Raw genomic sequence first — 19,347 nt, 5'->3', positions numbered from 1 at the left:
GCCTTGGGATCAGTTCGCTTCTTTACCGACCCAGTAGTGCCATGGCGGAGAAGCCACTGGAGACCGGGTCAGACCATCCGGCCAGGTAGCCGGCAGGTCGTGACTCCGAGCCGCGTAAAGGATCACCTCCGATGCAGTCCGGTCGCCGCGTACGGCGACTCGCGCGGCCGTCTCAGCACGCATGTCCGCTAGGTAGTGGATGGCCGGCAGGAACTCCGCACTCAGGCGAGGACTCAGCCGGCCGACAGGTTCGTCGTCGAGTCTGACCTCCACCACCATCTGGTGGCGGTCCTCGAACCCGTCCTCCTCCTCGACCGCGTGCATCGTCCCGTACGTCCAGCACTCGCCTTCCGGCCGGAAGAACGGCGCGAGAACGTCCGGATGGACCCCACTGCCCGGTACTACGATCCCGCTGCCCGGTGGCAGCAGGTGGTAGCTCCCGGGCGGTGGCAGGTTCACCGGGACCAGCATGTGCGGCTGGCCCAGAGCGACGGCGACGCTGGCGTGGAACTCGGTGCCCTGATCGCCTTTGCCCTCCCAATCGGCGGGTTCCCATTCACTGACCCACAAGTGGCAAGGCACCTGCGGTTGCAGGCCCTGGGCCACCAGTTCCGACAGCACCGGATGGTACCGGTGTGCATCGTCCCTCGGCAGGTAGCCGACCACCTTTTCCTGCACCCGAACAGCGATCGAGCGCGGGTCAAAGCGGTTCCGCGGTTCCGGGACCAGGTCCGCGGTGGTGTCCAGGTCTGCGCCGCGCGCCGGGATGGGATCAGGGAACAGGCGACGGATCGCCTGCTCGTGCGGAGCTTCCCGCACGACTTCCTGTCCACACCACAACGCATCGCCCCACAGACTGAACGGAATCGATTCCATCTCTGCCCTCCAGTCCCCGTTGACCGGTTTACTCGGCTTATCCCGTCCAGACCCCTGGCCGTTACACCGAGTGAGCGTATGAGAACTAGACTGCCCACGCCAGAGGTGTTTCACGCATGAAATAAGGACCTGTTGCGGAACGGTGTCCGTCCGGTCCGAACTCTGGACGTAGCGTGTCTTGTGCAGCGAGCAAATCGTTGTAGATCGTGCAGATGCACGGGAAGGAACGTCATGCAGGGGAGTCATTCAGTTGCTTCAAGCACGGTTGACGCGGAGCAGATCGAGGCCGCGGTCCGGCGGCTCCACGGGGTTGCGGCGCGGACCCCGTTGCAGCGCAACCTGCGACTCTCCGCACGCACCGGCGCGGAGGTGTGGCTGAAACGCGAGGACCTGCAGATCGGCCGTTCGTACAAGCTGCGCGGGGCTTACAACCTGATCGCGCAGCTAGATGACGTCTCGAAAAAGGCCGGCGTAGTGTGTGCGAGCGCTGGAAACCACGGACAGGGCCTGGCGTATTCGTGCCACACGCTCGACGTGCACGGCCGCGTTTATGTGCCGCGGACAACGCCGCGTCAGAAGCGGGACCGGATCGCGGCCCTTGGTGGCCAGCAGATCGAGGTCATCGTGACAGGCGATACCTATGACGATGCGGCGGCCGCTGCGCTCGCCGAAGCTGTTGCCACTGGCGCGACCCTCGTCCCCGCCTTCGATGACCCCAGAACCGTTGCAGGGCAGGGCACAGTCGCTATCGAGCTAGTGGAGCAACTCGGCGAGGCACCCGACGTACTGGTGGTGCCAGTCGGTGGAGGTGGACTGATCGCCGGTGTGGCGACGTGGCTGAAGCAGCGGCACCCCGGAGTACGGGTGGTTGGTGTGGAGCCTGGTGGCGCGGCGAGTATGGCTGCTGCGTTGGCCGCTGGTGAGCCGGTCACCCTGCCACACTTGGACAGCTTCGTGGACGGCGCCGCCGTACGCCGGGTCGGTGACGTGACGCTCCCGCTGGTTTCGGCTGCTCAGGTGGAGATGACGTCGGTGCCCGAGGGGCTGGTCTGCTCGGAGATGCTGGAGCTCTATCAGACGGACGGGCTGATCGCTGAGCCGGCAGGAGCTTTGGCCGCGGCGGCTCTGGGCACCGCGGTCGAGGTCAAGCCCGGCGAGACGGTTGTCTGCTTGCTGTCCGGTGGCAACAACGACGTCAGCCGGTACGGCGAGATCCTGGAACGCTCGCTGGTCCACGAAGGGATCAAGCACTACTTCCTGGTGACCTTTCCCCAGGAGCCAGGCGCCTTGCGGCAGTTCCTCGACGGCGTACTCGGGCCGGACGACGACATCACGCTGTTCGAGTACGTGAAGCGGAACAACCGGGAGACCGGCGTCGCCCTGGTCGGGATCGAGATCGGCCGCCCCACTGACCTCACCGGTCTGCTCGACCGGATGGAGGCGGCCCCTCTCGACATCGAACGCATCAAACCCGGCTCAGCCGAGTTCCGCTATCTGATCTAAGGGATCGGAAGCGCCCACACGTCGGCAAGAGATGGATCGTGACCCGAGGCGGTCGCGTTGTGCCGGATCCGCACGCGGACGGACGGGTCGGTCAGCAGCGCAGGATCGTCCACGACGAACTGGTACGTCTCCAGCCCACCGCCCGCCTTCCGCATCTCGCGGTGTTTGACGACCGTGCCGTTCACCAGCACCTCGTAGTCCTTCACCTGCGCCTTGTCGTACGTTTCCACCAGCCGCATCACGAACGGTTGCCCCGCCTTGATCCCCAGATCGAACTCGAACCACGCGCCAGGCACCGCCATCCCGGCGTACCGTCTCGTCCGGCCGCTCTCCACGGTCATCCCCGACGACGGTGCGGCCGTCAGCGAATGCGCCGTCTCCGACGCCGCCTCACCGAGATCCACGTAGTCGATGGCATTCGTCGGCTGCAAGGACTCCGTGACGCTGAACGCGATCGGCGTGGACGCCAGTTCACCGCGCGGATCCGAGAACTTCGCCGTGAAGCCCACCAGACCCGCATCGACCTCAGCCGGTACTACGACCTGCGCGCTAACCGTGGCCTGAGCGCCTGGCGCCAACGTCACAGGCGCCGTCGCAGGGACGGCCCACCCCTCGGGCACGGCCACGTCGAGTCGCCCGGTCACTGTCGAACTCGAACGGTTCTGGACCACCGCCGCCACCCTGGTCGCCGTACCGGGCTCGCCGGAAGCCGGAGCAATGGATGCTGCGAAGCGAACCGGCCTCGGCTCGACCACGAACCGATAGGTGCCGGAGGCAACCGTCATCGAGACGGTGGAGCCTTCGTCGACGACGTCCTTCACCTGGTCCGCCGCGCCGAGTGGCCGGCCACTCTCCTTGATCTGGGCCGGGTTCAGAGCCGGGATCCGCACGGTCGCCGTGGTGTTGGCTGGCACGGTCACGTCCAGCGTCAGCCCGTACTCGGCTGACCCCTTCCACCGACTCGCGATCTCACCGTACGGCGTCTGGTAGCGGAAGTCGGACGAGTCGATCCCCTTGCCAGGAGTCGGCGCGATCAGCGCCTTGCGGTACCCCGGCTCGGCCGCGGAGACGCCCGCGAGCGTGCGATACATCCACTCGCCGACGGCGCCGTACGCATAGTGGTTGAAGGAGTTCATCCCGACGTCGTTGAAGGTGCCGTCCGGGTTGATCGAGTTCCAGCGCTCCCAGATCGTCGTAGCGCCCTTGCCGATCTCGTAACCCCAGGACGGGTACGACGTGTTCTGCAGCAGCCGGTACGCCAGGTCGGAGCGGCCGATCTTGGTGAGCACCGGCAGCAGTCCGTCGACGCCGAGGAAGCCGGTCGACAGGTGAGTGTCGCGTCGCAGGATCGCGTTGGCGAAGTGCTGACCAGCGGCACCGAGCTTGGCCGCCGGGATCAGGTCGCTGGTGAAGGCGAGGATGTACCCCGTCTGGCTGTCCGTGCCCACCCTGCCGTCGGTCCCGACGAAGTGAGCCGCGAAGGCGGATCGCGTGTCCTGATAGAGCTTCTGGTACTTCGCGGCATCGGCGGTGTTGCCGATCGCGGCCGCCATCTGACTCAACTGCCGAGCGCCCTTGGCGATGAACGACGTACCGATCAGGTCGCCCGGGGTCGGGTCGTCGAGGCTCAGCCAGTCGCCGTAGTCACCGCCGCCGCGGATGAGTCCATTGGAGCTGGAGACCAGGTAGTCGACGTACCGGCGCATCGAGTCGTAGTGCTGGCTGATCACCGACGTGTCGCCGTACGCCTGCCAGAGCGTCCACGGGACGTTGACGCCCGCGTCGGCCCAGCCGGCGTTGCCCAGACCGCCGTCGAACGAGTTGGGCACCGTTGGCGCGACGCTGGCATAGGCGCCGTTCGACGCCTGGCTGTCGCGGAGGTCCTGCAGCCACTTGATGAGGAACGCCTGCGAATCCAGGTTGTAGACGGCGGTGCGGGCGAACACGTTGATGTCACCCGTCCACCCCATCCGCTCGTCGCGGGCCGGGGTGTCGGTCGGGATCGAGAGGAAGTTGCCGCGCTGACCCCAGACGATGTTGCTGTGCAGCTTGTTCACCAGGGGCGAGTTGGTGATGAAGCTGCTGACCTTGGAGCCGTCGGTGCCCATCACCACGCCGGTGATGGCACTGGCCGGTGGCGCGGCGGGCAGGCCGCTCAGTTCGACGTACCGGAAGCCGTGGAAGGTGAAGCGCGGTCGGTAGGTCTCCGGGCCGCTGGTGGCGAACGTGTAGCGGTCGGTGGCCTTCGCGCTGCGCAGGTTGTCGGTGTACAGGGTGCCGTCGGGATTGAGCACTTCGCCGTACCGGATCTTGACGGTCTGGCCGGGAGTGCCGGTCAGTTGCAGCCGGGCAACGCCGACCATGTTCTGGCCGAGGTCGTACAGGTAGACGCCGGGTGTGGGCGACGGGATCGCCTTGGCCGCTAGCTCCTCCGTGACTCGGACGGGCTGATCTGTCTGCTGGGCAAGCTTGGCGGTCGCACTCGGCCTGACCTGAACCGGCGACCAGTCGGTCGGCGTCCGGCGCGCGTCGAAGGTCTCTCCATTGAGCAGATCAGCAGCCCGTACTGCGCCCGGCGCCGTCTCCCAAGTTGAGTCAGTGGCGAAGGTGTCGGTGCTGCCGTCGGTGTAGGTGACCCGGAGTTGGGCGGAGAGGGCGGTCTCGCTGCCGTACTTGTTCGAGCCGAACATGGCCAGGTTGCCCGTGAACCAGCCGCTCGCGAGTTCCGCCCCGATCGTGTTGGTGCCCTTGGCGAGCAGCTTCGTGACGTCATAGCTCTGCGACTGGATCCGGTGCGCGTAGTCCGTCCAGCCCGGGGCGAGCTCCTGGTCGCCGACCTTCTGGCCGTTCAGGCTCAGCTCGTAGATGCCCTGGGCGGCGGCGTACAGCCTGGCCCTGGCGACTTTCTTTGCCCCGGGCAACGAAACACTCTTGCGGAAGACCGGGATGGCCTTGCCCGGCAGCCAGAGGTCGGTGTTGCCCTTCACCTGCAGGCCGCCGGCGGGCAGGACGGTGCCGTCGGGGAACGTCTGGTCGCCTGCTGGGAAGGTGGTGTCGATCAAGGCCTGACCGGCCGCATTCGTGACCTTCAGGGTGTGGACGATGCCTGCTTCCGCGCCGTTGGTACGGAAGCCGACGAGGCCGGGTGCGTCATGGTCGGAGCGGTCCCTTCGGTCCACCTGGACGTCGTCGATCCAGGTCGTGATGGTGTGCCCGCTGACGGTGATCCGCAGGTGATGCCGCTGCTTGAGGTTGACGCTCAGCGGGATCTCGCCGAGTACGGAGTACCCAGTGGCCAGTTTGACGTGGGGGCGCAGGAGTGGACGGGCGTCGTCCACCTGGTTGAGCTGCCACATGTAGCCGTTGCCGGCGCGACCGCGGAAGAAGATCCCCAACGCGTCCTTGGTGAGAGTTAGGTCGGAATCGATCGTGTAGTCGGTCCACTCCGCGCCCGGCTGGCTGTCGGCGCCGATCCAGTCGCCTCGCCACTCCTGCGGTTGGAGGGCTGCCGTTTCGAAGGTGGCGACGGGCGACCAGTCCGACGCAGTACCGGTGTCGTCCCAAACTCGGACGGTCCAGAAGTACTGCGTGTAGGGCGTGAGGGCTGGGCCGCCGTACGGGACGTCGACTGAACGATCGGAGCTGACGACGCCGCTGTTCCAGAGATCCGGCTTGGAGACCTTGGCGGCGGTGGAGGCGACATGGATCTCGTACCGCGTTTGGGCCGTGCCTCGCCGGCTGCCGTCGAGCTGCCAACTCAGGCGGGGCACGCCGGCGGCGATGCCTAGGGGGTTAGTGAGGCTGTTGGTCCGGAGACTTGTCGCCTCTGCAGGGGCCGCGCTGGCTGGCGCGGCCGTCGCAGGCAGGAGTGGGGTCAGCAGGAGGGCAGCTGCCAGCAGGCAGCCGAAACGGGTGCGGAGAGACATCGGGACGGACTCCTCACAAGAGATGGACGGATCTACTGGGGGAGCAAGCACTCGGTGCAGGCGAGGCTGCGGGTCGGGTTGGCGGGTAGACGGCTGCAGGAGGTTGGCGGTTACAGGAGGCCGCGGCGGGCGGCCCAGACGATGGCTTCCACAGCGGTTCCGAAGCCGAGACGGTCACAAGCGGCGCGGGTACGCCGGCGTACGGTGCGCTCGGACAGGTCGAGGCGGCGCGCGACCGAGTCCATCGGGAGACCAGTCGCGAGCAGCCGCAACAACTGGAGATCGTCGTGGCTGATCTCGCGGGGAGCTCCCCGGCCGGCCCGAGCCAATTGTGGATCGCGGCCGACCTCGCGCAGGTGCGGGAAGTCGGAGCGATCGGACGGATGGGGTTGGGTGTGGTTCTCTGGGGCGAGCAGGTCGTTCTGGAGAATGGTCATCGGGTTCACCTTGTTCCGAACACCCGGGACTCGGCGGCGTCCCAGTCGGCCGGTTTGCCCTGCGGCTGGTAGCGCCGCAGCTCGTGGGTCGCGCGGACCAGTGCGCGCATCGCGGTCAGGTCGGGCAACGGTTCGCCGAGCGCTCGCGCCTGGACCAGCACATTGCCCAGCGCGGAGGCCTCGACCGGCCCGGCCAGGACGGGCAGCCCGCAGGCATCCGCGGTCAACTGGCAGAGCAGCTCGTTCTGCGAACCGCCGCCGATCACGTGAACGACGTCGATCTCCCGGCCGGCAACGGTCTGCGCCAGCCGCAACGTCCGGCGGTACGCCAGCGCGAGGCTCTCCAGCACGCAGCGGGCGACGGCAGCCCGCGACCGCGGCGCCTCCTGCCCGGAGCGTGCACAGAACTCCTCGATCCTGCCCGGCATGTTGCCGGGGGCAAGGAAGCTCGGGTCGTCCGGATCGATCAGTACTGCGAACGCGGGCGCCGCGGCGGCCTCACGCAGCAGTCCCGGCAAGTCGTCGTCTCCCCAGACCCGCAGGCATTCCTGCAGAATCCACAGCCCCATCACGTTCCGCAGGAACCTGATCCGGCCGTCGACACCCCCTTCGTTGGTGAAGTTCGCCTGCTGCGCCTCGGCCGTGAGCACGGGTTCGTCGAGCTCCAGCCCGACCAGCGACCACGTCCCCGACGAGATGTAGGCGAACCGCTCCCCCTCGGCGGCCGGCACCGCAACCACCGAAGACGCGGTGTCGTGCGACCCAACCGCGATCACCGGCGTCGCCGGATCAAGCCCGGTCTCCTCGGCAACCGCCGGCAGCAACGCCCCGATCACCTGCCCCGCTTCCCGAATCTCCGGCAACAACCCACCCGGTACGCCGATCCGCCTGGCCAGGCTCTCGTTCCAACCGCGGGCCCGGACGTCGTACAGCTGGGTGGTCGAGGCGTTCGTCGCCTCAGCACCCCGCTGGCCCGTCAGCCAGTAGCCGAGCAGATCCGGGATCATCAGCAAGGTGGTGGCCCGCTCGAGCCCTTCCTCGGCGGCCAGTTGGTAGATCGTGTTGAACGGCAACTGCTGCAACCCGGTCGCGGCGTACAGCTCGTCCTCGGAGATGTTCTCGAGAACGCGTTCCATCACCCCGTTCGTCCGGGCATCGCGGTAGTGCACGGGATTCCCGAGCAGCTTCCCGTGAGCGTCGAGCAAGCCGTAATCCACAGCCCACGAATCGATCCCGACCCCATCCACCGCACCCGCTCGTCCAAGGCCGACCAACATCTCGCGGTACAACGCGAGGATGTCCCAGTGCAGGGTTTCGCCCAGGCGCACCGGGCCGTTCCAGAAGCGGTGCACCTCGGTGAGGTCCAGACGCCCGGCGCCGGTGCCGGCTTCAACGCGGCCCAGCATGACCCGGCCGCTCGAGGCTCCCAGGTCCACCGCTGCGAGGTTCACGCCCATGGCCCTCAGACCTTCACGATGCGGAGGTCGAGGTGGAGCAGATCGGCCACTGCCTTCAGCTCTGCCACGCGATGCCCCGTGCCCAGCGCCCAGTGGTGGGCCACGCCGGAAGCGGACCAGGCGTCAGTCCACTCGCCAGGATCGCACCCGAAGTCGACGCGGGAGGTGGTGTTGCCGATCTGAAGCAGCGGGCCGGGAACGACCTCACCCTCGGACGCGATCAACCGGAACGAGCCATCGCGCAACTGCCCGAGCCCCAGCGCGGTCACCGGTCCATGCTTCACGTCGAACTCGACGGAGACTCCCCAGCCACGCTTACCGTGGTACACCCCGAGCCCCCGGAGCAGCGGCTTCTTCGCGCTGATCGCCAGGTGGGCCGGCCCGTCGTGACCCATCTCGACCACGTTGTCGTGGAAGTTCAATGCCTGCAGTTCGGTGAACGAACCACCGCCACCCAGCTTGTCCATCACCAGCATCGCCAGCGACGTCCGCAACTCGTACTCCCCCGCGGCCGGCACACCCCTTGCCGTGAGCAACGATGCGCCCAGGATCATCCCGGCGGCGACCCGCTCGTGAGTCTCGCCGTCGAGCCCACGGTGGTAGTAGGCCAACGTGTCCAGCTGGAAGTCCTCGACCAGCCGGTCCAGCGCGACCGAGACCGTCGCGCCCCAGCGGAAGTCGTCCTCGACCACCGAGTCGTCCAGGGTGAAAATCTCCCGGGCGACCTTCATCCGCTGGTCCGTCTCGGCCGCGGTGACCTTCTCCACCCGGACCCGCAGATCGTCGATCTCCAGGATCTCGACGTGCCCGCCGAGCTGCGCGGAGACCAGCGTCGGGTCGGTGATCACGTCCATCATGCCGGGGTAGAGATGACCGAGCAGACCGTGCCGCCCGTGCCGCAACGCGGCCCGCATGCCCGCTGCCTTGAGCCACCGCTCGATCCGGGCCCACGCGCGCTCGTCCTCGACGTACCCGGAGACCGAGCGGAAGTCGATACCGCAGCGCTCGAAGGCGTTCGCCATTTCCGGCAGCGGGCAGGCGCCGCAGTACGCGAGCCAGGCGCCAGTGTCGAAGGAGGCGTGATCCATCGACTCCGTCGGCTGCAGGTTGAGCAGCAGGACCGGCGCCCCGCTGCGCTGCGCGATCGGGACGAGCATCGACGCGGTCATATAGGTGGTCAGGAAGCCGACGATCAGGTCGCAGTCCGCGAGCCTGAGCTTCTCCGCCGCGGCCGCGCCCTCGGTGGCGTCGGAGATGAAGCCGACGTCGATCACCTCGCAGTCGAGCGCCGAGAACCGCTCCGACACGCGCCGGGCCGACGCCTGCAACTGGGGCAGCAACTCCGGGAACTGCGGCCAGTAGGCGCCGAGCCCGCCGGCGACCAGCCCGATCCGCGCCTTCCGCGGTTCGACCCACGGCAGCACGCCATGCCCGTCCACCGAACGACTCGGATCACTGCTCCACATAGCGATCTCCTCAGCGCAGGAAGGCGGCGGCGACACCGGCATCGACGGGTACGTGCAGGCCGGTGGTCTGGGACAGATCCCCGGCAGCTAGCGCGAAGACGGCCGCGGCCACATGCTCCGGCAGCACCTCGCGCTTGAGCAGCGTGCGCTGCGCGTAGAACGCACCCAACTCCGACTCCGGTACGCCGTACACCGCGGCGCGCTTGGCACCCCAGCCCTTGGCGAAGATGCCCGAGCCCCGGACAACCCCGTCGGGGTTCACGCCGTTGACGCGGATGCCGTACTCGCCCAGCTCGGCCGCGAGCAGCCTGACCTGGTGGGCCTGGTCGGCCTTGGCGGCGCCGTACGCGACGTTGTTGGGACCGGCGAAGACCGCGTTCTTGCTGGAGATGTAGACGATGTCGCCACCGATGCCCTGGTCGATCAGGACCTTGGCCGCGGCCCGGGAGACCAAGAAGGAGCCCTTGGCCATCACGTCGTGCTGCAGATCCCAGTCCTTCTCGGTCGTCTCCAGCAGCGGCTTCGAGATCGACAGACCAGCGTTGTTGACGACGAGGTCCACGCCGCCGAAGGCGAGCACTGCTTCCCGCATCGCCTGGTCGACAGCGGCGCCGTCCGACACGTTCGCGCCGACAGCCACCGCCTTGTCCGCAGTACCGATCTCCTTGGCGACGGCTTCGGCCGCGGCCAGGTCGAGGTCCGCGACGACGACGCAGGCGCCCTCGGCGGCCAAGCGCTGAGCGATCGCCTTGCCGATACCGGAACCACCGCCAGTCACGAAGGCGACTCGGGTGGCGAGCGGCTTCGGCTTCGGCATCCGCTGCAGCTTCGCCTCCTCCAGCGCCCAGTACTCGATCCGGAACTTCTCGCTCTCGTCGATCGGCGAGTAGGTCGAGACGGCTTCGGCACCGCGCATCACGTTGATCGCGTTCAGGTAGAACTCGCCGGCCACCCGAGCCGTCTGCTTGTCCTTGCCGAAGCTGAACATCCCGACGCCCGGCACTAGCACGATCGCCGGGTCGGCGCCGCGCATCGGCGGGCTGTCCGGCGTCGCGTGCCGCTCGTAGTACGCCGCGTAGTCCTCGCGGTACTGCAGCTGCAGCTCTCTGAGCCGGAGGGTGGCCTCCTCGACCGAAGTCGTCGGGGGCAGGTCGAGGACGAGCGGCCGGACCTTGGTGCGCAGGAAGTGGTCCGGGCAGGAAGTGCCGAGCGCGGCCAGCTCGCCGAGCCGCTCGCGAGCGGTGAACTCCAGCACGACCTCAGAGTCGTTGTAGTGGCCGACCTGCGGGTTGTCCGTCGACGCGAGCCCACGGATGACGGGTGCCAACGCAGCCGCCCGCAGCCGCCGCTCCGCCTCGGGCAACGCCTCATACCCCGGTACTACGGCGCCGAAGGGCTCGGGCTTGCCCCGCTCGGCCAGGAAGCGTTCCGCCGTACGGATGATGTCGAGCGAGTTGGCCTCGCACTCGGCGGAGGTGTCGCCCCAGGCGGTGATGCCGTGGCCGCCGAGGATGACGCCGATCGCCTGCGGGTTGTCCTTCTTCACCTGGGCGATGTCCAGCCCGAGCTGGAACCCGGGTCGCCGCCACGGCACCCAGACGACTCGATCGCCAAAGCATTCGGCGGTCAGCTTCTCGCCGTCGGCCGCGGTGGCCAGCGCGATCCCTGAGTCAGGGTGCAGGTGGTCGACGTGCGGGGCGTCCACCAGGCCGTGCATCGCCGTATCGATGGACGGCGCGGCGCCGCCCTTGCCGTGCAGGCAGTAGTCGAAGGCGGCGACCATCTCGTCCTCGCGGTCTACGCCGGGGTAGACCGCGACGAGGGCGTTCAGCCGGTCCTGGCGCAGTACGGCAAGACCTTTCTCCGTGAGCGTGCCGAGGTCGCCGCCGGAGCCCTTCACCCACACGAGGTCAACGGGCTGCTGGGTCACCGGGTCGGTGGCCGTGCCCTTCGCGGACGTGTTGCCGCCCGCGTAGTTGGTGTTGCGCGGATCGGCACCCAGCCTGTTGCTGCGGGCAACTAGCTCGGCTGCGGTTTCAAACACTGTCATGCTCCCCATCCAGCCTGCTGGCCGTCGGCGCGGTCCTTGCTGATCTGTTCGAAGTAGCCGCTGCGGTGGTAGGCGGCGACCGGGTCGGGGTCGAGGCCCTGCGCGGTGCGCAGGTCGGCGAGCAACGGGCGGACGTCGGTGTTGAAGGCATCCATCAGCGCGGCGTTCGCGGCCAGCACGTCACCGTCCTGCTGGGCCTTGCGGAGCGCGTCCCGATCGACCAGCAGCGCCTTCGCGGTGGCCTCCTGGACGTTCATCACCGAGCGGATGATGGCCGGGATCTTCGCCTCGATGTTGTGGCACTGGTCGAGCATGAAGGCGATCCCGCGATCCGGGTCGAGCGCGTCGCCACGAACGATCTCGTTCATGATCCGGAACAGCTGGAACGGGTCGGCCGCCCCCACCATCAGGTCGTCGTCGGCGTAGAACCGGCTGTTGAAGTCGAACGCGCCGAGCTTCTTGGCCCGGAGCAGGAACGCCACGATGAACTCGATGTTCGTCCCCGGCGCGTGGTGCCCGGTGTCGATGCACACCGTCGCCTTCGGCCCCAGCTCCAGACAGTGCGCGTACGACGTGCCCCAGTCGGGCACGTCGGTCGCGTAGAAGGCCGGCTCGAACAGCTTGTACTCCAGCAGCATCCGCTGGTCGTCGCCGAGCCGGTCGTACACCTCCTTGAGCGCTGCCGACAGCCGGTCCTGGCGATCCCACAGGTCGTCCTGGCCGGGATAGTTCGTACCGTCGGAGAACCACAGCTTCAGGTCCCGCGAACCGGTGGCGTCCATGATGTCGACGCATTCGAGCAGGTGGTCGGTCGCCTTGCGCCGGATCCGGGGATCCGGGTTGGTGACGCTACCCAGCTTGTAGTCGTCGTCCTGGAAGACGTTGCTGTTGATCGCCCCGAGCCGGACGCCCTGCTCCTTGGCGTACGCCGCGAGGGCCCCGTAGTCGTCGACCTTGTCCCACGGGATGTGCAGCGCGACGCTCGGCGCCACCCCGGTGTACTTGTGCACGACCGCGGCATCCGCGATCTTCTCCTCGGGCGACCTCGGGACGCCGGGCTGGCTGAACACCTTGAACCGGGTGCCCGAGTTGCCGAACGCCCATGAGGGCAGCTCGATCTCCTGACGGCTGAGGGCATCAGTCACGCTGGTCATGTCAATCCTCGGTACTCGGGGTCAGATGGAAGATCTCGGGCAGCAGCACGAACGACTCGTCTGGCGGCCGGCCGTCGATTCCTGTAAAGAACTCGGTCATCTCCGCCTGCCAGCGGGTGTTCACTTCGGTCGCCGCCATCGCATGCTGCGCCGCCTCCAGGTCGTCGGACTCGACGTACCCGACCAGCAGTCCGTCGTCGCGGAGGAAGAGCGAGTAGTTGTGCCAGCCCGACTCGCGCAGTGCGGCCTGCATCTCAGGCCACACGGCGCGATGCCGTTCGACGTACTCGTCCAGGCGGTCAGGTCTGACCTGGAGGCAGAAGCAGTAGCGATTCACGGTCTCCCCAGAAGAAGGTGGATCAGAAGTTGAACTGGTCGATGTTCGCGGCGGTGAACTCGGTCGGCGGGCCGAGCACGATCTCGCCATCGGCGCCGACGGTGTAGTCGCCGAGCTTGCCCGCCTTGAACTTCTCGCCCTCGGCGCCGGTGATCTGGCCGGACTTGAGCGCGGCACCGGCGTACGCGGCGAGGTAGCCGATGTCGGCCGGGTTCCAGAGGGCGAACTTCTTCACCGTGCCGTCCTTCACGTACTGGCGCATCTGGTTCGGCAGTCCCAGCCCAGTGATGGCGACCTTGCCCTTGTAGGCCGAGGCGCTCACGTACCGCGAGGCGGCGGCGATGCCGACCGTCGTCGGCGACACGATCACCTTCAGGTTCGGGTAGGACTGCAGCAGGCCCTGCGCCTCGGTGAACGACTTCTGGTCGTCATCGTTGCCGTAGGCAACCTTGACGAGCTTCAGCTTGGCGTTCTCCGGCTTGGCCAGCTCGGTCTTCATCACCGCGATCCAGGAGTTCTGGTTGGTCGCGTTCGGCGTCGCGGACAAGACGGCGATCTCACCAGAACCGCCGGCCAGCTCGCTCGCCATCTTCACCAGGCTCTCGCCGATGCCCTGGGTGGTGGCCTGGTTGATGAACGCGTCGCGGCAGCTCTTCGAGGCGTCGGAGTCGAACGCGACCACCTTGATGCCGGCCTTGCGGGCCTGGTTCAGCGAGGGGCAGACCGCGTTCGGGTCGTTGGCCGCGACCACGATCACGTCCTGCTGCTGCTGGATCAGCGTGTTGATGTAGCTGACCTGCGAGGACGCGCTCGCGTCGTTCGGGCCGACCAGCTTGTACTCGCCCTTGAGCTCGCCGACCGCGACCTTGCCGCCGCCGACCTCGACGTCGGTGTAGGGGTTGTTCAGCTGCTTGGGCAGGTAGGCGATCTTCAGGCCTTCCTTGAGCGGAGCGTTCGGGTCGGCCTTGGCCGACCCGGTGCTGCTCGGGGCGTCAGTGGCCTCGCCCGCGGTACTCGACTTGGTGGTGCCACCGCCGCACGCGGTGAGTGCGAGCGAGACGACGGCCACCGTCGACAGCGGCACCGCCAGGCGGCGTGAGAAGCGGAAAGACATGAGCTGTCCTTTCTGGACAAGTGGCCTTACAGGGGTTTGGTGGTCCGGTGCCGGCGGCGCTGGACCGAGCCACGAACGGCATTGGCAAGATTGGGAGCCAGAACGGAGACGATCAGCAGCACGCCGGTGACGACGTTGAGCGCCTCGTTCGACACGTCGGACAGCCGCAGGGCGTTCTGCAGCGAGGCGAGCAGGAGCACACCGGCGATCACGCCAGGCAGTGCGCCCTTGCCGCCGAAGATGGAGACGCCACCGAGCAGGACGGCGGCGACCACCGCCAGCTCGAGTCCGGCGCCGTTGTCGGCCCGGGCGCTGGAGTAGCGCAGCGTCCAGAGCACTCCGGCCAGACCGGCCACCAGCCCGCTGACGACGTACAGCCAGAACTTGAGCCGACCGGGGCGGACGCCGGCGAACCGGGCGGCCTGTTCACTCGCGCCGACCGCGAAGACCGCCCGGCCGACCGGCGTCGCATGCAGCACCACACCGAAGACGACGGCGAGGATGGCGATGATCAGCAGCACGTTCGGGATCGACGTACCGGCGATGTTGCCGGTCACCCAGTCGGTGTAGACGGCTGGGAAGTCGGCGACCGCACCATCACCCAGGACGACGAACGCCAGCCCGCGGTACAGGGCGAGGGTGCCGATGGTGACGGCGAGGGACGGCAGGCCGAGGACGGTGACGAAGAAGCCGTTGACCGCACCCAGCACTGCGCCGAGCAGCAGGCAGAGCGGGATGATCGTCTCGATCGGCTGGTTCGAGTTCCACAGCGAACCCATCACGGCACTGGACAGACCGAGCGTGCTCGCCACCGACAGATCGATCTCGCCGGTCACGATCACCAGCGTCATCGGCAACGCGACGAGCGCGATCGGCAACAGGTCGAGCACCAGGAAGCCGAAGTTCTGCGAGGTCCCGAAGTTGTCCACGGTCGCCGCCGCGATGATCAGCACGACGACAGTGACAGCGATGATCGCGACGTTCCAGTTGGCGAGCCGGGCCGTCAGTCCCGCGGTCCGGCTCTCGGCCACAGCGGTTTCAGCTGACATGAGAGCCTCGCTTCTTGAGGGATGCCGCGACTCGGGCGGCGACGAGCCGGTCGGCGCCGATCGCGAGCAGGATCAGCCCGCCGACGATCGCCTGCTGCCAGAACTGGTTGATCTCCAGCACCGCGAGCGAGCTGCCGATCGTGGTCAGCAGCAGCGCACCGAGCGCCGCGCCCCAGACCGAACCGCTCCCACCGAAGACCGCTACGCCACCCACGACGACAGCGGCGACGACGTTCAGCTCGTACCCCGTGCCCGCTGCCGCGTCGATCGTGCCGAAGCGGGCCGCGAACAGGACTCCGGCCAAACCGGCCAGTGCACCGCTCACTCCGAAGGCGCCGATCGTGCGTCGCCCGACCGAGATGCCCGCGAGCCTTGCCGCCTGCGGGCTCGAGCCCATCGCGTACAGCTCGCGGCCGAGGCGGTAGTTCCGTAGTACGACGCCGGTGATCACCAGGACCAGCAGCGCGATCAGGACGAGGTACGGAATACCCAGGAAGGTCGCGTTGCCGAAGTCGAGGAAGCCGGCTGGCAGCTCGTCGGCGTTGATCTGCTGGCCACCTGCCCAGAAGTAGGTGATGCCTCGAACGACGTACAGGGTGCCGAGGGTGACCACCAGGGCCGGGACGTTGCCATAGCGGACGAGTACGCCGTTGACCGCGCCACAAGCTCCTCCGACGGCGGCGCCGATCAACAGGGCGACCACCACCGGCAGCCCGGGGTTGTCCCGCAGCAGCGTGCCCACGGTGAACGCGCTCAGTCCGAGCACGGATCCCACCGAGAGATCGATGTTGCGGGTGATCACCACCACGGCCTGGCCGACCGCCAGAACGGCCAGGATCGCGGTGCCGAGCAGGATGTCGCGGATGCTCTGGCCGGACAGGAACCGCGGGTTGGAGATCGCGGTCACGGCAACCAGCGCCGCGAGCGCCAGCACGATGCCGAGCTCCCGCGCCCGCAGTACGAGGTCGAGCGAGGATCGCCGGGTCACCGCCGTGGGTAGCTCGACGGCGGAGTCGGCGCGGGCGGGTGCGGCCGTCATACCGTGGCCTCCTGTCCCATCGCGGCGAACATCACGGACTCCTCGGTGGCCCGCTCACGGTCGAGCTCGGCGACGAGCCGGCCCTCGCGCATGACCAGCACCCGATCGGCCATCCCGAGCACCTCGGGCAGCTCCGACGAGACCATCAGAACGGCAACTCCTTCCGCGGCGAGGCTGGACATCAGCCGGTGCACCTCGGCCTTGGTGCCGACGTCGATACCGCGCGTCGGCTCGTCCACGATCAGCACCTTCGGCGCTGTCGCCAGCCACTTGGCCAGCACGACCTTCTGCTGGTTGCCACCGGACAAGGTGCCGACCTCGTCCTGAAGCCGGCCGTACTTCGTCTTCAGGCGCTGGGTCCACTCCTTGGCCGACCGGCGCTCATTGCTGCCGGTGAGGAAGCCGAGCTGGGAGAGCGCGCGGGACCTGGGCAGCGTCACGTTGCGCTCGATCGACAGCTCCATCACCAGGCCCTGCTGACGACGGTCCTCCGGGACCAGCGCGACCCCGGCGGCCATCGCGGCCCGCGGTGAGGCCGGCTTCAACGTCTTGCCGGCGACGGTGACTGTGCCCGCGTCGCGCGGATCGACGCCGAAGATCGACTGCACCACCTCGGAGCGGCCGGAGCCGACCAGCCCGGCCAACGCGACAATCTCACCGGCCCGGACCTCGAAGGAGACGTCGACGAAGACCGGATCGCGAGTCAGCCCGGCCACGCTCAGCACCACGGCGCCCGGCGTCACCTCTTGCTTGGGGAACAGCGCACCCAGCTCGCGGCCGACCATCCGCCGGACCATCTCGTCGACGCTGACCTCGCTGACCAGATCGGTGGAGACGTGCCGGCCGTCGCGCATGATCGTCACTCGCTCGCACAGCGCGGTGACCTCCTCGAACCGGTGCGAGATGAAGACCAGTGCGGCGCCGTGATCCCGCAGCGACCTCGCCACCGCGAACAGCCGCTCAACCTCGACTCCGGTGAGCGCGGCGGTCGGCTCGTCCATCACCACCACGCGGGCATCCGCGGACAGGGCCTTGGCGATCTCGACCAACTGCTGGTCGGCGATCGACAGACCCCGGGCCGGACGGCTCGGCTCGATCGAGACGCCGAGCCTGGTGAAGAGCTGCTCGGCCTGCTCGATCATCGCCGTCCGGTCGATGGTTTTGAAACGACCCAGTGGCTGCCGGCCCATCGCGATGTTCTCGGCGACGGACAGATCCGGGAACAGCGTCGGCTCCTGGTAGATCACCGCGATGCCGGCCGCCTTGGCGTCCGCCGGGGTGTTCAGCTCGATCGGCACGCCGTCCAGCTCGAGCGTGCCGGCGTCCGGGCGATGGACGCCCGCCAGCATTTTCACGATGGTGGACTTGCCTGCGCCGTTCTCACCGACCAGCGCGTGCGCCTCCCCGCCGTACAGGTCGAAGGAGACGCCCTGGACGGCGGCGACGGCGCCGAACGACTTGGACACCGCGCGCACCCGGAGTACAGGGGCTTCGGTCGGCATGCTCACCTCCGGCGGGATCGGTTGGTACGGATTAGTAAGTTTGTGAAAGGTTTCAAGAAGATTGCACGAAGGTAAGCGCGAGCCAGTCCGGCCGTCAAGACCTGGTTGGGAAGTCTGTGGAGAACCACAAGGGGGACACTGAGGTTTTCCACCAGAAAGCGGGGTACGCTTCCTCCGCTATCACGTTTCAACCACGGGGAGGCCGCGTGACACCGAGTGGCGCTGCGGACCGCGCACGCCGTACGCCGGACCCGGCCCGTACCCCGAGCCCGACGCCAGGCCGCTCCGGCCGGACGCCCTCGGCCGAGCCCGCGCGCACCCCCAAGCCCAGCGTGCGCCGGCAAGCGCGGCGGTTGCGACAAGGCGCGACGAGCCGGACGGCGGCCGGCGTGAAAGACGTCGCGGCCGCGGCGGGCGTCTCGCTCGGCACCGTCTCGAACGTGCTGAACCGGCCGGAGATGGTCAGCCCCACGACCCGCGCCAAGGTCGAGGCCGCGATGGCCTCCCTCGGCTTCGTCCGGAACGAGTCAGCCAGGCAACTGCGGGCCGGCTCCAGCCGGATCATCGCCTACCTGATGCTCGACGCCGGCAACCCGTTCTTCACCGACGTCGCCCGCGGCGTCGAGGAGGCCGCCGAAAAGGCCGGCCTGTCGGTCTTCCTCTGCAACAGCAACGAGGACGCGGCCCGCGAGGCGAACTACCTCGACCTGCTCGAACAGCAACGCGTTCAGGGCGTCCTGATCACCCCGATCGACCCCGACTCGGCACGCCTCAGCAAGCTCCCCGACCGCGGTACGCCGGTCGTCGTGGTGGACCGCGCGATCGACGACGGCGAACACTGCTCGGTCGCGGTCGACGACGTGCTCGGCGGCGAGGTCGCGCTGACCCACCTGATCGAGCTAGGCCACGAGCGGATCGCCTTCGTGGGCGGACCGAACACGATCGGCCAGGTCACCGATCGGCGCGCAGGCGCCCGCGCTGCCTTGCGGCAAGCCGGCTTGCCCGCCGGAAACCTGGTCGACGTTCTGACCGGCGCCCTCACCGTCGCCGAAGGAAGGGGCGCTGGGCAACGACTTGCCGGGCTACCGGCGGATCGCCGGCCCACCGCGGCATTCTGCGCGAACGACCTGCTGGCGTTGGGATTGCTGCAGCAATGCGTGAGCCTCGGCCTGCGGGTACCGGAGGACCTCGCCATCGTCGGCTACGACGACATCGAGTTCGCCGCGGCGGCCGCAGTACCGCTGACTTCTGTCCGGCAACCACGCCACCTGCTCGGCCGCACCGCGGCGGAGCTACTTCTCGACGAGTCCTCCAACCCCGACCACGAACACCAACGAGTCACCTTCACCCCAGAACTCGTGGTCAGGACGTCGACGCGCGGCAATACGTAGTACCGGAGGTTCCACTCAGCGCTCAACTGGCCGCAGTTTGACACTG

General features: G+C 68.0%; 14 protein-coding genes. 2 read left to right on the top strand and 12 right to left on the bottom strand.

The window, feature by feature from the left end:
• Positions 1-9 precede the first annotated feature (9 nt).
• Positions 10-876: an HIRAN domain-containing protein gene (locus tag A3ES_RS0135975; protein WP_020391694.1), complete on the bottom strand. Its 867-nt coding sequence runs from the start codon at positions 874-876 to the stop codon at positions 10-12.
• A 231-nt stretch (positions 877-1,107) separates the two neighbouring features.
• Between A3ES_RS0135975 and ilvA the strand changes: the two genes are divergently transcribed.
• Positions 1,108-2,379 (top strand): threonine ammonia-lyase IlvA, encoded by a 1,272-nt coding sequence (gene ilvA, locus A3ES_RS0135970; RefSeq protein WP_020391693.1) that lies wholly within the window; start codon positions 1,108-1,110, stop codon positions 2,377-2,379.
• On the opposite strand, the gene A3ES_RS49595 is transcribed toward ilvA, so the two are convergent.
• The 11 genes from A3ES_RS49595 to A3ES_RS0135915 all read right to left on the bottom strand — a co-directional run bounded on the left by A3ES_RS49595 (position 2,376) and on the right by A3ES_RS0135915 (position 17,910).
• Entirely contained in the window at positions 2,376-6,305 is a 3,930-nt protein-coding gene (locus A3ES_RS49595) for a family 78 glycoside hydrolase catalytic domain (RefSeq protein ID WP_020391692.1), read from the bottom strand. The genes ilvA and A3ES_RS49595 overlap by 4 nt on opposite strands.
• Positions 6,306-6,415: 110 nt before the next feature.
• A complete protein-coding gene (locus tag A3ES_RS53065; protein ID WP_020391691.1) occupies positions 6,416-6,742 on the bottom strand; it encodes a LuxR C-terminal-related transcriptional regulator in 327 nt (108 codons plus the stop codon).
• A 5-nt stretch (positions 6,743-6,747) separates the two neighbouring features.
• On the bottom strand, positions 6,748-8,199 hold the full coding sequence (locus tag A3ES_RS0135955) for a rhamnulokinase (RefSeq protein WP_020391690.1): 1,452 nt from the start codon (positions 8,197-8,199) through the stop codon (positions 6,748-6,750).
• A gap of 5 nt (positions 8,200-8,204) precedes the next feature.
• Positions 8,205-9,665 carry an L-fucose/L-arabinose isomerase family protein gene (locus A3ES_RS0135950; protein WP_020391689.1) on the bottom strand — a complete coding sequence of 487 codons (1,461 nt, stop codon included), beginning with the start codon at positions 9,663-9,665 and terminating at the stop codon, positions 8,205-8,207.
• Positions 9,666-9,675: 10 nt separating this feature from the next.
• On the bottom strand, positions 9,676-11,715 hold the full coding sequence (locus A3ES_RS0135945; protein ID WP_020391688.1) for a bifunctional rhamnulose-1-phosphate aldolase/short-chain dehydrogenase: 2,040 nt from the start codon (positions 11,713-11,715) through the stop codon (positions 9,676-9,678).
• A complete protein-coding gene (gene rhaI, locus A3ES_RS0135940; RefSeq protein ID WP_020391687.1) occupies positions 11,712-12,869 on the bottom strand; it encodes an L-rhamnose isomerase in 1,158 nt (385 codons plus the stop codon). The genes A3ES_RS0135945 and rhaI overlap by 4 nt, the downstream gene beginning before the upstream one ends.
• 1 nt (position 12,870) lies before the next feature.
• The gene (locus A3ES_RS0135935; protein ID WP_020391686.1) at positions 12,871-13,206 is read right to left on the bottom strand and encodes an L-rhamnose mutarotase; all 336 of its coding nucleotides are present in this window, start codon (positions 13,204-13,206) and stop codon (positions 12,871-12,873) included.
• 22 nt (positions 13,207-13,228) lie between these two features.
• Entirely contained in the window at positions 13,229-14,320 is a 1,092-nt protein-coding gene (gene rhaS, locus A3ES_RS0135930; RefSeq protein WP_020391685.1) for a rhamnose ABC transporter substrate-binding protein, read from the bottom strand.
• 26 nt (positions 14,321-14,346) lie between these two features.
• Positions 14,347-15,369 (bottom strand): ABC transporter permease, encoded by a 1,023-nt coding sequence (locus A3ES_RS0135925; protein ID WP_085955599.1) that lies wholly within the window; start codon positions 15,367-15,369, stop codon positions 14,347-14,349.
• Complete coding sequence (locus tag A3ES_RS0135920) at positions 15,359-16,408, bottom strand: ABC transporter permease (RefSeq protein WP_020391683.1); 1,050 nt, start codon at positions 16,406-16,408, stop codon at positions 15,359-15,361. The genes A3ES_RS0135925 and A3ES_RS0135920 overlap by 11 nt, the downstream gene beginning before the upstream one ends.
• Positions 16,405-17,910, bottom strand: a complete 1,506-nt coding sequence (locus A3ES_RS0135915; RefSeq protein ID WP_020391682.1) for a sugar ABC transporter ATP-binding protein — start codon at positions 17,908-17,910, stop codon at positions 16,405-16,407. Before A3ES_RS0135915 ends, A3ES_RS0135920 begins: the two co-directional genes overlap by 4 nt.
• Positions 17,911-18,116: 206 nt before the next feature.
• On the opposite strand from A3ES_RS0135915, the gene A3ES_RS0135910 reads away from it, so the two are divergent.
• Positions 18,117-19,301, top strand: a complete 1,185-nt coding sequence (locus A3ES_RS0135910) for a LacI family DNA-binding transcriptional regulator (protein WP_237745154.1) — start codon at positions 18,117-18,119, stop codon at positions 19,299-19,301.
• The last annotated feature ends 46 nt before the right edge of the window (positions 19,302-19,347 follow it).

The organism is Kribbella catacumbae DSM 19601 (assembly GCF_000372465.1).
In the GTDB taxonomy this organism is placed as follows: domain Bacteria; phylum Actinomycetota; class Actinomycetes; order Propionibacteriales; family Kribbellaceae; genus Kribbella; species Kribbella catacumbae.
Note: the sequence above shows the minus strand (reverse complement) of the source record. Positions and strands in the feature narration are given on the sequence as shown.